9 protein-coding genes, 2 tRNA genes and 1 pseudogene are annotated in these 14,706 nt (G+C 65.2%); 9 read left to right on the forward strand and 3 right to left on the reverse strand.

All coding sequences use genetic code 11. The annotated features are described in order from the left end of the window. Nucleotides 1–101: 101 nt before the first annotated feature. The gene (locus AB0N24_RS01770; protein WP_364119738.1) at nt 102–2,204 is read left to right on the forward strand and encodes an ATP-dependent DNA helicase UvrD2; all 2,103 of its coding nucleotides are present in this window, start codon (nt 102–104) and stop codon (nt 2,202–2,204) included. Further along, nucleotides 2,204–2,767: pseudogene (locus tag AB0N24_RS01775) on the forward strand (M48 family metallopeptidase); the annotation flags it as partial. The gene AB0N24_RS01770 and the pseudogene AB0N24_RS01775, both read left to right, overlap by 1 nt. Nucleotides 2,768–2,904: 137 nt before the next feature. On the opposite strand, the gene AB0N24_RS01780 reads toward AB0N24_RS01775, so the two are convergent. Next, nucleotides 2,905–4,356 carry a zinc-dependent metalloprotease gene (locus AB0N24_RS01780; RefSeq protein ID WP_364119574.1) on the reverse strand — a complete coding sequence of 484 codons (1,452 nt, stop codon included), beginning with the start codon at nt 4,354–4,356 and terminating at the stop codon, nt 2,905–2,907. Between the two features lie 220 nt (nt 4,357–4,576). Between AB0N24_RS01780 and AB0N24_RS01785 the strand changes: the two genes are divergently transcribed. The 5 genes from AB0N24_RS01785 to AB0N24_RS01805 all read left to right on the forward strand — a co-directional run bounded on the left by AB0N24_RS01785 (nt 4,577) and on the right by AB0N24_RS01805 (nt 10,831). Next, entirely contained in the window at nt 4,577–5,740 is a 1,164-nt protein-coding gene (locus AB0N24_RS01785; protein WP_364119577.1) for a S16 family serine protease, read from the forward strand. 148 nt (nt 5,741–5,888) lie between these two features. Next, nucleotides 5,889–8,906, forward strand: coding sequence for a UPF0182 family protein (locus AB0N24_RS01790; protein WP_364119580.1), 3,018 nt, complete (start codon nt 5,889–5,891; stop codon nt 8,904–8,906). A 228-nt stretch (nt 8,907–9,134) separates the two neighbouring features. Further along, nucleotides 9,135–9,208, forward strand: a tRNA-Met gene (locus tag AB0N24_RS01795). Between the two features lie 264 nt (nt 9,209–9,472). Continuing rightward, nucleotides 9,473–9,549, forward strand: a tRNA-Met gene (locus AB0N24_RS01800). A gap of 343 nt (nt 9,550–9,892) precedes the next feature. Continuing rightward, complete coding sequence (locus AB0N24_RS01805; protein ID WP_364119583.1) at nt 9,893–10,831, forward strand: hypothetical protein; 939 nt, start codon at nt 9,893–9,895, stop codon at nt 10,829–10,831. Between the two features lie 49 nt (nt 10,832–10,880). On the opposite strand, the gene AB0N24_RS01810 is transcribed toward AB0N24_RS01805, so the two are convergent. Continuing rightward, nucleotides 10,881–12,305 (reverse strand): deoxyribodipyrimidine photo-lyase, encoded by a 1,425-nt coding sequence (locus AB0N24_RS01810; protein WP_364119586.1) that lies wholly within the window; start codon nt 12,303–12,305, stop codon nt 10,881–10,883. Between the two features lie 211 nt (nt 12,306–12,516). Here AB0N24_RS01810 and AB0N24_RS01815 point away from each other — a divergent pair, with 211 nt between their 5' ends. Further along, complete coding sequence (locus tag AB0N24_RS01815) at nt 12,517–12,750, forward strand: hypothetical protein (protein WP_364119588.1); 234 nt, start codon at nt 12,517–12,519, stop codon at nt 12,748–12,750. Next, a complete protein-coding gene (locus AB0N24_RS01820) occupies nt 12,734–13,756 on the forward strand; it encodes a hypothetical protein (protein ID WP_364119591.1) in 1,023 nt (340 codons plus the stop codon). Before AB0N24_RS01815 ends, AB0N24_RS01820 begins: the two co-directional genes overlap by 17 nt. Nucleotides 13,757–13,845: 89 nt before the next feature. Here AB0N24_RS01820 and AB0N24_RS01825 read toward each other — a convergent pair whose 3' ends face one another. Then, complete coding sequence (locus tag AB0N24_RS01825) at nt 13,846–14,634, reverse strand: PspA/IM30 family protein (protein ID WP_364119594.1); 789 nt, start codon at nt 14,632–14,634, stop codon at nt 13,846–13,848. Nucleotides 14,635–14,706 lie beyond the last annotated feature (72 nt).

Below are 14,706 nucleotides of genomic sequence, written 5' to 3' on the forward strand. Positions count from 1 at the left end.
CCCACCGATCGACTGAGCAGCAAGTGACAACTGACAATTTTGAACGCACCGCCCCCGGTGACAGTGCCCCCGCCGATTCCGCTTCGCCGGACAACCGGTCCCTGGAAGACCGCATTCTTGGCGGGCTGGACGACGAACAGCGGGAAGTAGCGAGCACGCTGAACGGGCCCCTGTGCGTGCTTGCCGGTGCAGGCACAGGCAAGACGCGCGCCATCACCCACCGGATCGCCTACGGCGTTCACTCAGGCGTTTACAGTCCGCAGCGGCTGCTGGCCGTGACTTTCACCTCCCGCGCCGCGGCCGAGATGCGGAGCCGGCTCCGTGACCTCGGCGTCGGCAATGTCCAGGCACGGACCTTCCACGCCGCAGCCCTGCGGCAGCTTCAGTTCTTCTGGCCACAGGCCGTCGGCGGCGCCCTGCCGAACCTCCTCGACCACAAGGCGCAGATGATCGCCGAAGCTGCCCGGCGCCTGAGGCTCAGCACGGACCGCGCGTCCATCAGGGACCTCGCCTCGGAGATCGAGTGGGCCAAGGTATCCATGCTGACGCCCGCGAACTACCTCGAGAACGCCCAGGACCGCGGCAACCCCGGCGGATTCGACCTCACGGCCGTGGCCCGGGTGTTCCAGTCCTATGAGGACGTGAAAACCGACCGCAACGTCATCGACTTCGAGGACGTCCTGCTGATCACCGTGGGGATCCTGCAGGAGGACCCGAAAGTGGCGGCCACTGTCCGCGAACAGTACCGGCACTTTGTGGTGGACGAATACCAGGACGTTTCGCCGCTGCAGCAGCGGCTCCTGGAACTCTGGCTGGGCGGGCGCGATGAACTATGCGTCGTGGGTGACGCCAGCCAGACGATTTACTCGTTCACCGGTGCATCGCCGAAGCACCTGCTGGGTTTCAAGGCCATGTACCCCGGCGCCAATGTCGTCAAGCTGATCCGGGACTACCGCTCCACGCCGCAGGTGGTCAAACTCGCGAATGACCTCCTCGCCGGACGGCGCAGCGGAGGGCCGGTCGCGGACGCGGCATGGGCGGCGCCGCTCAAACTGGTCGCACAACGGCAGCCCGGACCGCAGCCGCAGTTCACCGAATGCGCCGACGATGAGGCCGAGGCAGCCACCGTAGCGATCAAGATCCGGGAACTGCTCGACGCCGGAACACCGGCTAGCGAGATCGCCGTGCTGTTCCGCACCAACGGACAGTCCGAGGCATATGAACAGGCCCTGGCCTCGGCCGGGATCGGCTATCAGCTGCGCGGCGGAGAGCGGTTCTTCGCCCGCAAGGAAGTCCGTGATGCAATCCTCCAGCTCCGGGCAGCCACCCGGGCCGCCGCCGAAACCTCGGCACCCGATCCCCTCGGGCAACTGGTCCGGGACATTGTGGCGTCCCTTGGCTACACCGAATCCGCCCCGCATAGCGGCGGGGCGCTGCGCGAGCGCTGGGAATCGCTGGCCGCGCTGGTTGCGCTGGCAGATGAGCTGGTGCTGAGCCGCGGGCCACAGTTCACCCTCTCGGACTTTGTCAACGAACTGCAGGAACGTTCCCTGGCCCAGCACGCCCCCACCGTGCAGGGCGTTACCCTGGCGTCCTTGCATGCTGCCAAGGGCCTTGAATGGGATGCCGTCTTCCTCGTGGGGCTCTGCGAGGGCCTTATGCCGATCTCGTTCGCCGACTCCCCGGAGGACGTGGACGAGGAACGCCGGCTCCTCTACGTGGGCATCACCAGGGCGCGCGAGCACCTCTCACTGTCCTGGTCCCTGGCCCGGACCCCCGGCGGGAGGGCCAACCGGAAGCCCTCGCGTTTCCTGGACGGCCTGCGGCCGGACTCTGTGGCCAGCTCGACGGCGCGCGGCAAAGGCCCCGCCCCGCGGCGGAAGGCGGCCGCCCCTGCCATGTGCCGGGTCTGCGGAAGCATGCTGTCCACCGGTGCCGAACGGAAGGTAGGCCGCTGCAGCCAATGCCCGCCGAGCTACGAGGAACAGACGTTCGAGGCGCTGCGCCAGTGGCGGAAAGACGTGGCCCTGGCCGCCGAAGTGCCGGCGTTCGTGGTGTTTACCGATGCGACCCTGACGGCGATTGCGGAGGCGCGGCCCGCAACCCTCGAAGAACTGGCCCAGCTGGCCGGAATCGGCCCGTCCAAGCTGGAAAAGTATGGCGAAGCCGTGCTTGAAGTACTCACTGAAAGCACCAGCGCCTGATGGCCGGGGGAGCGCAAGCGATTCCGCTGACCACTCCCGACGGAGCACCCGTCGTGGTGCGGCGTTCCGCGCGCCGCCGCCGGACCGTGGCAGCGTTCTGGGAGAACGGCACAGCCGTGGTGGCCATCCCGGCGCATTTCAGCAAGGCGCAGGAAAGTGAATGGGTGCACCGGATGTTGGAGAAACTCCGGCTGCAGGGGGCCCGGCGCTCGCGCGGGGCGGGACGTCGCCGCCCGGCCTCGGATGCAGCCCTCGCGTCGCATGCAGCCGGGCTTTCGGCGAAGTACCTTGGCGGGCGGTCCGCGCCGTCGTCCGTGCGCTGGGTCAGCAACCAGAATTCCCGCTGGGGTTCGGCTACTCCGGCAGACGGAACCATCAGGCTCTCGGACAAGCTGCGGACCATGCCGCAGTGGGTCATCGACTACGTGCTGCTCCACGAGCTGGCGCACTTGCTGGTCGCCGGGCACAACGCCGCGTTCTGGCGTCTGCTGGAGGCCTACCCCGAGACGCAACGGGCAAAGGCTTTCCTCGAAGGCGTTGCGTTCGCCACCTCGCGGGGCATGGCACCGGACTCCGACTCGCCAGGCGGCGATGCGGACCTGACGTGCGAACCGGACGCGACGCCAGGTACAGAAGAGCCAGGCATTGACGAAACCGTGGTTTCGTCAATGCCTGGCTCGTTCGCAGGTTGGCCGGCGCGTCAGGCCTTCGGCGTCCCGCCGTCGTCGTCCTTGTCTGAGGCTTCGTCGTCCTTGCCTGACGCATCTTCGTCGTTGCCCGCCGCGTCGTCGTCCTTGGCCGGTGCGTCGAATCCGCCATTCAGCAGCTTCTGAAGGGCGTCGTCCACCTCGGTGTCACTCGCTTCGGCGAGCTTGCGGCGTGCACTGAACCCCTGCGGATCGTCCAGGTCCTCGCCGGTGGGCAGCAGGTCCGGGTGGTGCCAGATGGCGTCCCGGCCCTCGGTGCCACGCTCCTCCTTGAGGGAGGCCCACAAGGTGGCAGCTTCGCGGAGGCGCCGGGGACGCAGCTCCAGTCCCACTAGGGACGAGAAGGCATGTTCGGCCGGGCCGCCGGTGGCGCGGCGCCGCCGGACCGTCTCGCGCAGCGCAGACGCGGACGGCAGGAACTTCTCGGTGGCCGCCGCGGTCAGTTCGTCCACCCAGCCTTCCACGAGGGCCAGCGCGGTTTCGAGTTTTTCCAGTGCCTGGTCCTGCGCCGGGGTCCGCTGGGGCATGAACACGCCTTGGGACAGCGCCTCCTGGATGCCTTCCGGGTTGCTGGGATCGATCTCCCGGGCGAGTTCCTCGATCTTGGAGGTGTCGATGTGGATGCCCCGGGCATAGGCCTCGATGGCACCCAGGAGGTGCCCGCGGAGCCAGGGCACCTGGACGAAGAGCCGTGCGTGGGCAGCTTCCCGGACAGCCAGGAACAGCCGGATGTCGTTCTCGGGCAGGCTCAGGCCTTCACCGAATTTGGCCACGTTGGCCGGCAGGAGGGCCATCTCCAGGTCCGCCAGCGGCACTCCGATGTCTGTTGAGCTGACCACTTCGGCGGAGAGGGCGCCAATGGCCTGGCCAAGCTGCATGCCGAAGATGGCCCCGCCCATGTTCTGCAGCATGGAGGACGCCCCGCCCATCATGGACTTCATTTCCTCGGGCATCTGCTCGGTCATGGCGGTGGACAGCGCATTGGCAATACTGTTGGCTACCGGCTCGGTGAGCCGCTTCCACGTCCCGAGCGTTTCCTCGACCCATTCCGCGCGGGACCAGGCCCGGCCGATCAGGCCGGTGGCGGGAAGCTCAGTCACCTGGTCCAGCCACAACTCGGCGAGGCGCAATGCTTCATCGATTTCCCGTGACTGCTGTGATGTGACCGAGGGGTCGGATCCGCTGGCAGCCACCCGGCGGGCGTTCTCGTGGGCAAGCTGCCAGTTGACGGGCCCCTCGGAGGATGCGCTCATCATGGCCTGGACCTGCGAGAACATCTGGGCCAGGAGATTCGGATCGTCGGGAAGACCGGCCGCCTTGGCCAGTTCGGCGGGGTCGATGTTGCCCATGCCCTTGCCACCCATGAGGTTTTGAAGCATTTCCGCAAGCGGATCCTTCGGGGTGTCGTCGTCGCCATTGGACGGATTGAGTGGGTTGGAGGTCATGATCCCGCCGATCGTCGGTGTGACTGTTGATCACCTTCACGGTACCCCGGGGCATCGGCGGCTGTCTGCCGAATCCGGCCCCGTTCGCTGTGGGCAAAGAGCGTACGGGCCGGCTCAAACGCGTAGTGTTAGTAATCGGAATATTTGCAGGCTGCCGGCATTCTGATCGGGCGCAGCCACAGTGCCGCGTCCACGGGCGCAGGTGCGGAGAGGTCCTTCATTGACAATTACTCAGGGTGGCCAGGTTCCCGGGGATCCCGCGGATTCGGAACACGACGGCGGGACCACTCACGGCACGCTTTCCCGCCGGCCGAAGTCCCGTCGTGCCAAAGCACGCGACAATCGCTACCCGGCGATGGTGGCCTCCGGGTTGTTGGCACTCGCGCTGGGTATCACTGCCGCCAGCCTCCCCGTGCCGTATGTTGTGGAATCGCCCGGCCCCACTTTTAATACCCTGGCCAATGACAACGGCAAACCGGTCATCAGCGTGACGGGCCGCGAGACGTTTCCGGCCAAGGGGAACCTTGACCTCACCACCGTCTATGTCGACGGCGGACCCAACGGCCCGGTCAGCGTGTTCGAGGCCTTTTCAGCATGGCTGGACAAGTCAAAGGCCGTCTACCCGGAGGAGCTCATCTTTCCCACAGGGGTCACGAAGGAGGAGTCCCAGCAGGAGAGCGCAGTGGCGATGACCACATCCCAGGAGAACGCCACGGCCTCCGCCCTGAAGGAACTCGGCATTCCGTTTGAACAAAAGCTGTTGGTGGCGGACCTTGCGGACCAGTCGGCCTCGGCCGGCAAGCTGCAGGCCGGCGATGTGTTTTCCACCGTGAACGGCAAACCCGTGACGTCGCTCCGCGTCGTCCAGGAGGAACTGGCAGCCGGAAACGGAAAGCCCGCCACCGTCGTCGTCACTCGGGACGGCGCTCCCGTCACGGAGACCATCACCCCCACCGAGAACGCCGCAGGCAAGTTCATTCTCGGGGTGCTGCTGCAGTACGACTTCAAATTCCCCTTTGAAGTGAAGATTTCCCTCGACAAGGTGGGCGGCCCCAGCGCGGGCATGATGTTCGCCCTCGGCATCGTCGACACCGTGACGCCCGGGGACCTGACCGGCGGCAAACACATCGCCGGGACCGGCACCATCACGCCCGACGGCGTCGTGGGATCCATCGGCGGGATCGGGCAAAAGATGTACGGAGCAAAGGAGGACGGCGCGACGGTGTTCCTGGCCCCGGCTGCCAATTGCGCGGAAGTGGTGGGACACATCCCGGACGGGCTTCGGGTGGTCAAAGTCGAGAACCTGGCCGAGGCCCGGGAAGCCGTCAAGGTGATCGGTTCAGGCGGCGACACATCCGGTCTTCCCACGTGCACCAGCAACTAGACTAATTGCAGGAACTAAGCAGCACCGCCACTCGTGGCACTAATGACTGTCGTTCACCTCAAGTCCGGGGTGCGCCGGCGGTCCGAGCATCACGCACCCTGAGTTTTGACAAAACCAGTAACTGACGACCAGCTATGAGGTACCGAGTTTGTCCCGTCCCGCCAGCTCCACTCCGCCCGGAAGACCCCAGCCAAGGCGAGGTGCCTTGACGCCGACGTTGATCGTCGTAGCACTGGTTGTGGTCGGATTCATCTTCTTTGCCAATGTTTGGACCGATGTTCTCTGGTACCAGCAGCTTGGGTTCTTTGAAGTCTTCCTCACGGAAAACCTGGCCAGGATCGTCATCTTCCTGGTCGCCTTCGCGCTCATGTTCGCTGCGATGTTCTATGCCATCCGGATCGCCTACCACGCGCGTCCCGTCTACGCCCCGGACTCGGAGATCAGGGACAACCTGAACCGCTACCAGGCGCAGCTGGAACCCGTCCGCCGGGTGGTCATGATCGGCCTGCCAATACTCTTCGGCCTGTTCGCCGGAAGCGCTGCCGCCAGCCAGTGGCAGAAAGTGCTGCTCTTCCTGAACCAGGAGCCGTTCGGCCAGAACGATCCGCAGTTCAACCTCGACATCAGCTTCTACCTGATGACCCTGCCGTTCCTCGGCTTCGTCACGGGCTTCCTCATTAGCGTGGTGGTGGTCGCCGGCATCGCGGGAATCCTCACGCATTACCTGTACGGCAGCATCCGGATCATGGAGCGCGGCATCTTCACCAGCCGGGCCGCACAGATCCACCTCGCCGTGACGGGCGCAGCCTTCCTGCTGCTGCTTGGCGTGAACTTCTGGCTGGACCGCTACTCGGCCGTGCAGAACAGCGGCGGACGCTGGGCCGGTGCGCTGTACACCGACGTCAACGCGGTGATCCCTACGAAGTCCATCCTGGCCGTGGCTGCCGCACTGGTCGCAATCCTGTTCATCGTCGCCGCCGTGATTGGCAAGTGGCGCCTGCCCGTCATCGGCACGGCAATGCTGGTCATTACCTCCATCCTTGCCGGCGGTGTCTATCCGTGGGTCATCCAGCAGTTCCAGGTGCGCCCGTCGGAACAGACGCTTGAGAAGCCATTCATCGAGCGGAACATCAGCATGACCCGTGCTGCCTATGGCCTGGATAAGATCCAGGAGAAGCGGTATAACGCCACCACTACCGCCACCACCGGCGCACTGGCTCCTGATGCACAAACCACTGCCAATATCCGGCTCCTGGACCCGAACCTGATTTCGGACGCGTTCTCCCAGCTGGAGCAGTACCGGCCGTACTACCAGTTCCCGAAAGCGCTCAACGTCGACCGGTACGAAGTGGACGGCAAGGTCCAGGACACCGTGATCGCCGTCCGTGAGCTGAACCCCGACGGCCTGAGCGCCAACCAGCAGTCCTGGCTGAACCGGCACGTGGTCTACACCCACGGTTACGGTGTGGTGGCCGCCAAGGGCAACAAGTTCACCGCCGACGGCAAGCCGGAGTTCCTTCAGGCCGGCATTCCGTCAACCGGAGTCCTCGGCAACGATACGACTTATCAGCCCCGGGTCTACTTCGGTGAGAATTCCCCTGAATACTCGATTGTCGGAGCCCCGGACGGTTCACCCCACCGCGAGCAGGACCGCCCGGCCGGCAAGGAGGGCGACGGCGAAACCCAGTACACCTTTACCGGCAACGGTGGCCCGAACGTCGGTAGCTTCTTCAACAAGGTCCTTTACGCGATCAAGTTCCAGTCCTCCGACCTCCTGCTGTCCGACGGTGTGAACGCCGATTCGCAGATCCTCTACGACCGCAACCCGCGTGACCGCGTCGAAAAGGTCGCCCCGTACCTCACGGTCGACGGCAACGCCTACCCGGCAGTCGTTGACGGCCGGGTGAAATGGATTGTGGACGGCTACACCACCAGCCAGTATTACCCCTACTCGCAGCAGGAACAGCTGTCGTCGGCCACCGCGGATTCACAGACGACGGCGGGGCGCAGCGTTGCCCTGCCCAACAGCTCGGTGAACTACATCCGTAACTCCGTCAAGGCAACTGTTGACGCCTACGACGGCTCCGTCACGCTGTACGCGTGGGACGACCAGGACCCGGTGCTAAAGGCATGGCAGAAGGTCTTCCCGACCTCCCTGAAGCCGTACTCGGAGATGTCCGGCGCGCTCATGAGCCACGTCCGCTACCCCGAGGACCTGTTCAAGGTCCAGCGCGAACTGCTGGGCCGGTACCACGTCACCCAGGCGGACAACTTCTACACGAACAATGACGCCTGGTCCGTGCCGAATGATCCCACAGTCACTGAGCCGGTAAAGCAGCCTCCGTTCTACATGTCGCTGAAGATGCCGGACCAGGACAAGCCTGCCTTCCAGCTCACGTCTTCGTTCATTCCGCAGGTGGTCAACGGAACCGCCAGAAACGTGCTTTACGGGTTCCTCGCTGCGGATTCCGACGCCGGTAACCAGAAGGGTGTCAAGGCCGAAAGCTATGGCCAGCTCAGGCTCCTGCAGATTCCACCGGAAGCGCAGGTTCCCGGCCCGGGCCAGGCCCAGAACAAGTTCAACTCGGATCCCACGGTGTCCCAGGCTTTGAACCTGCTCCGGCAGGGCGCGTCCGACGTGCTCAACGGCAACCTTCTGACTCTCCCGGCGGGTGGTGGCCTGCTGTACGTGCAACCTGTCTACCTGCGCTCCACGGGCGAAACGTCGTACCCCACGCTGCAGCGCGTCCTGGTGGCCTTCGGTGACAAGATTGGCTTCGCGCCGACCTTGGACCAGGCATTGAACCAGCTGTTCGGCGGTGACTCGGGCGCATCAGCCGGGGACTCGGACAACAATGGCCAGACGCCCCCTCCCGCGACCGGCGGCACTCCTCCTGCCACCGGCGGCACGGATGCCAAGGCTGAACTGAAGGCCGCGCTGGAAGAAGCGAACGCAGCCATTCGGGCCGGTCAGGAAGCCCTCGCCAAGGGTGACTTTGCAGCCTACGGAGAGCAGCAAAAGAAGCTCAATGCCGCTCTGCAAAAGGCGATCGACGCCGAAGCCAAGCTCGGCGCCGACAGCGCAACACCGACGCAGGGAGCCACCCCGGCGCCCACGGCTGACCCGTCAGCTGCCGCGACGCCGTCGCCCACTCCGAACAACTGATCACGCAGCGTGGCTGGCGCTAGCCCGCCCAGCCCCGCACAGGCCGGCTTCTGCTTCCGCAAGGACGGGGGAGGCCGGCCTTTGCCGTTGCCGCAGCAACCGGGACGCCCGCACCTGCCTGCGCCCGCCGGTCCACGGGTGTTTTGGCGGTCCCGGCGCCGCAGAGACACAGATCACGTCCCCTCGATTTGGCCTGAAGTTCACTGGCGGGTAATGTTGTTCTTGCGACGCGGGGTGGAGCAGTTCGGTAGCTCGCTGGGCTCATAACCCAGAGGTCACAGGTTCAAATCCTGTCCCCGCAACTGAAGGAAAGGCCCGGAATTCTCGAAAGAGAGTTCCGGGCCTTTTGCTTTGTCGTTTTTGGGGTCGCCCGGGCGGGCGGATGGCGGTCCGGCGGCCCTTCCGGTCGGTCCGACGGTGGGTTGGGCGGGTTTGCGTCCGGCAGCAGAACCCGTCACCGGGCCCTCCGGCGGCCCTTCCGACGGCCCCTCTAGCGGCCCTTCCGGCGCCCCGGAAGGCGCCGTGGTCAGGGCGGCCGCGAAAGTGCGGTAGTGTTGATCTTGCGACGCGGGGTGGAGCAGTTCGGTAGCTCGCTGGGCTCATAACCCAGAGGTCACAGGTTCAAATCCTGTCCCCGCAACCAATGAGAGGCCCTGACCGGGAAATAAGCCGGTCAGGGCCTCTTTCTTTGTCAGAGGCCCCAACTACTAGCATTTCCTAGTATTCTCATTCGCGGAGGCAACGTCCTACCGTGCCACGTGGCTGTTCAACGACGATCACCGCATTGGCAGGCCGTCGTCTCCAAGGGAACGGATTTTTATGTTGCGGGGCATGACCGCCGCCGCACACGGGTTCGCTCTTCCGCCGTTCATGATTCAAGCTATTAAGGCGCACTTCACCCAGCCGCCGCTCCCGCCGGTGCAGCCCGGCCGGGGGTGGACCCGCCTACGTCACTGGTCGATCATTCTCGAGAGGAATGCTGTTCGATGTCACTACCAACCAAGAAGAAGTCCGGAACTGCGAAGAGCAAGTGGCCCAAACTGTATTGGGCAGTACCGGCTGTGCTCGTCGCCCTGCTTCTCGTAGTGCTGCTCGCGAAGTGGGCCACAGGGCTTGCCGGAGTGCAAGACTTCGTGGCGGACTATCCGGGTCACTCAGAGCTTCCCGAGGGTGCTCCCGTCGGCTTCCCCGCGTGGCTGGGCTGGCAGCATTTCCTCAACGGCTTCTTCTTGCTGCTGATCATCCGTTCCGGCTGGCAGGTGCGCACGCAGACCCGCCCCGCTGCCTACTGGACGCGGAACAACAAAGGCCTGATCCGGACCAGGAATGCGCCGACGAAAATCAGCCTGGCACTGTGGTTCCACCTCGTCCTGGACGTATTGTGGATCCTCAACGGCATTGTGTTCGCCATCCTGCTGTTCGCCACCGGCCAGTGGGTTCGGATCGTGCCCACCAGCTGGGATGTCTTCCCCAACGCGCTCTCGGCCGCGCTGCAGTACGCGTCGCTGAACTGGCCCACGGAGAACGGCTGGGTCAACTACAACGCCCTCCAGCTGCTGACCTATTTCGTCACCGTCTTCATCGCCGCGCCCCTGGCATTCATCACAGGCCTGCGGATGTCGTCGGCCTGGCCCAAGAACGCCAAGGCGCTGAACAAGGCTTACCCGATCGAGGCAGCCCGCGCCGTGCACTTCCCGGTGATGATCTACTTTGTTGCGTTCGTCGTCGTCCACGTGTTCCTGGTCCTGGCCACCGGTGCGCTGCGGAACCTCAACCACATGTACGGCGGTAGCGACGACGTCAGCTGGGTGGGCTTCGGCATCTTCGCAGCATCGGTCGCAGCGATGGTCGCGGCGTGGTTCCTGGCCCGGCCGCTCTTCCTGAGCCCCGTTGCCTCCCTGATGGGCAAGGTCAGCAGCCGCTGACCGGCCCGCTGACGCACGTGGCAGTCCGGGCCGCGGTTCGGGCCACCGGTCAACTGTCCTTGAGCCTCTGGTAGGTCTCCAGGGCCCGCTCACGCGACTCCGGCAGGCCCACCACAGGCTCCGGATAGCCGACGGCCAGTTCCGGCGCCTTCCACGGTTCGTGGATCTCTTTGTCGCTCAGGTCCGCGAGTTCCGGGATGAAATCCCGCAGGTACCGGCCCGCTGCATCGAACTTCTTGCTTTGCGTCACAGGGTTGAAGATCCGGAAGTAGGGGGAGGCGTCCGCTCCCGATCCGGCCACCCATTGCCAGTTGGCCGGATTGCTGGCTGCGTCGGCGTCCACCAGCGTGTCCCAGAACCAGGCTTCCCCCAGCCTCCAGTCAGCCAGCAGGTTCTTCACCAGGAACGATGCGGCCGCCATCCGGACACGGTTGTGCATCCAGCCCGTCTGCCACAGCTGACGCATTCCAGCGTCCACCAGCGGATAGCCTGTCCGGCCCTGCTGCCAGGCCGCCAGCTCTGCGTCCGACGGCGTTTGCCACTCGAAGCGGTCGAAGTCGGGACGGTAGTTGCGGGTGGCCAGCGCCGGGTTCTCGTACAGCAGCTGCCAGCAGAACTCCCGCCAACCCAGTTCGGACCGGAAGATCCCGACGTCGGCAGGCGCCTGGCGTGGGAACCGCTCACGGAGCGCCTGCCAGACGCGGAAGGGACTGATCTCACCGAAGCGAAGGTGGGGTGAGAGGCGGCTGGTGCCCTCGAGTCCTGGTGTGTCGCGACCGGTCCCATAGTCCTCGACGGGCCCGTCCACAAAGTCCTGCAGGCGTGCGTGCGCGCCTGATTCACCGGGGGTCCACACTGCCGCGAGGCCTGCGCTCCAGTCGGGGGTGCGGGGGAGCAGCCCCCAGGCCTCCAGGTCATCGCTGCCCGGCAACGCACCGCGGGTGTCGCGGCCCGGAGCCGGAAGCCTGTCCGGGGCGTCGGCGGGCATGCGCGGCTCGCCGCTCTCAAGGCAGGCGCGCCAGAAGGGCGTGAATACCTTGTACGGTCCGCCCGCTCCGGTGCGCACAGTCCACGGCTCGAACATGAGGCTGGCCTGGAAGCTCGCGGCATCCAGGCCGTGATCTGCGGCCCAGCCCTTCACCCCTGCATCGATGGTGCGTTCGGGTCCGCCGTACCTGCGGTTCCACCGGAGATGCGTGGCCCCGGTTTCGGCTGCCAGCTCCCAGATGATGCCGGCGGCGCTCCCACGTCGCAGCACCAGCCGGGAGCCTACGGCTTCCAGGTCACTGGCCAGAGAGGCAAGGGAATGGTGGAGCCACCACTTGGCGGCGCCGCCCAAGGGGCGCACGCCGGCTGACTCCTCATCCAGGACATAGACGACAGTCATGGCGTGGCCCAGGGCTGCCGCATCGGCCAGGGCCGGATTGTCATCCAGGCGGAGGTCATCACGAAGCCAGACGATGGTGGAAGGCATGCTTCCACGGTACACGCCGGGCAGCGCTATTTACTGGCCGGTAACTTCGCCGTAGACTCGCTCCACGCCGTCCGCTGCGCGGATTCTCCGCACGGACGGTTCCCTTCGGATCAGGTCCTTTTCCTGTTGATGACGGCATCCGGTTGGAGGCGGCCGGGCGCCGGCAACCTGTTCGCCGCAATGTTGCCGCGGACAGGGAAAAGGATGACCAATGAAGCTATTCCTTGCACCGGCCGGACAGCCCCGGATGGCGGTCCCCAGGCACCCGGCCAGGCGGGTGCTCTTCGCCGCTCTGGCTGTCGCAATCACCGTTTCCGCCCTGACCGCCCCAGCTGTGCACGCGGCTCCTCCTCCCGGTGACGGGTGGGTGGTCAGCGTAGGGGATTCCTATATTTCGGGGGAGGCGGGGCGCTGGGCGGGCAATTCGAGTGACCCCTCAAACTGACGCGCTGGGCGACGCCGCGTATCTTGACGCCGGTCAGTCGGAGAGCACTGTCGGCTGCCACCGTTCTTCCTCTGCTGAGATTGGGATCGGGCAGGCCCGGGCGCTCAATCTGTCCTGTTCCGGCGCCAAGACGGCCACGTCGTGGAACTCATCCGGGCACTTCAAACCTGGGCTGGACTTCTACAGCGACGCTGCCGGAAACATGGGCCAGGCGCTGGCGCTGCAGAACTTCGCGTCGGCCAACCGGGTGAGGATGGTTGTGGTGTCGGTCGGCGGCAACGATCTCGGGTTTGCGGGCATCATCGCCACATGTGTTTCCAAGTTCATGACCAGCCCGTGGTGGTCCCCGAGCTACTGCAAGGACTCGGCGACGGTGGCCACGAACTTTTCGGACACGAACCGCGCAGCCGTGGCATCACGGATCGGCACCTCGCTCGCGAATTTGGCCAAGGCCATGACTGCCGCCGGATACGCGCCCGGTGAATACAGCATGGTGGTACAAAACTACGTTTCACCCCTGCCCCGGAGCGCCGACGTTTCCTATCCCGAGAGCGGATTCAGCCGGCAAAGCACTTACGGTTGCGGTTTCTGGAACGCAGACCTGGACTGGGCTTCGGGAACCGCCGTCCCCGCCATCAACGCCACCATTTCGGCCGGAATCGCCGCTTCCGGCGTGGACGGCATCCACACCCTGGATGTGGCCTCGCTGTTCAGTGGCCATGAACTGTGCGCGGCCACGACGCAGAAGCTGGACAGCACCGCCCTGGCGGACTGGCGAAGCACGGGCGCCGCGGACATCAGCGAGTGGATCAACGAGGTCCGGACTGTCAGTACCGCCTTCAGCGACTACTACATCCAGGAATCCCTGCATCCCAACTATTGGGGCCAGCTGGCCCTCCGTAACTGCCTGCGCCAGGTCTACAACGACGGCGCCGTCCGTTCCGGGAGCTGCAGCGCAGGGACCGGGCTGACTGCAGCCGGCGAGCCGGCTGTCACTGTGCGATAGCCCTCCTCCGACGGCCCGGCATCAAAAAGGCCGGGGTCCCACGCGGGACCCCGGCCTTTTACGTCCGGATCACGAACCGGAGCGGCAGCCTACAGCTTGTCGAAGTCAGCTTCTTCAACGGTGGAGGCGGCAGCCGAGGAGTAGGCCGACGATCCGATCGCAGGCTTCGCGCCGCCGGACTTCAGGGCAGCGAGCCGCGCTTCGATCTCGGTCTGTTCGCCGAGGTCTTCAAGCTGGTTGAACTGGGCGTCCAGGCTGGAAGCAGCAAGCTCCTGCTGGCCGCGGACCTTGGCCTCTTCGCGGCGGATCTTCTCTTCGAACCGGCCAACCTCACTGGTGGGGTCCATGAAGTCAATGCTCTTGAGCGCGTCGTGCACCTGCGACTGGGCAGCGGCGGTCTTGGAGCGCGCCACGAGTTCGTTGCGCTTGCTGGTCAGCTCGTTGAGCTTGCCCTTCATCTGGTCCAGGCCGGACTTGAGCTTGTCCACAACCTCGCTCTGCGAAGCGATGCTCGGCTCGGCAGCCTTGGCCTCGCTCTCGGCAGCCATCTGGCGCTGAATGGCGACCTTGGCCAGGTTGTCGAACTTCTGGGCGTCGACTGCATCGCCGCTGCTCCGGTACTCGTCAGCCTTGCGGGACGCTGCCAGGGCCTTGTTGCCCCAGTCGTGGGCATTCTTGATGTCCTCGTTGTAGTCGTCCTGGAGCATCCGCAGGTTACCGATGGTCTGCGCCACTGCGGACTCTGCTTCGGCAATGTTGTTGGTGTAGTCCCGGACCATCTGGTCCAGCATCTTCTGCGGGTCTTCGGCCTGGTCCAGCAGGGAGTTGATGTTCGCCTTCGCGAGCTGCGCCATGCGGCCGAAAATGGACTGCTTCATGGTGTTACCTTTCGTCCTGCTCAGTGGTCGCCACTGAATTCAGTGAACAGTTGATGTACCGCTTCTACCCGG

The sequence above is a fragment of the Arthrobacter sp. NPDC093128 genome, assembly GCF_040683875.1.
GTDB lineage: Bacteria > Actinomycetota > Actinomycetes > Actinomycetales > Micrococcaceae > Arthrobacter.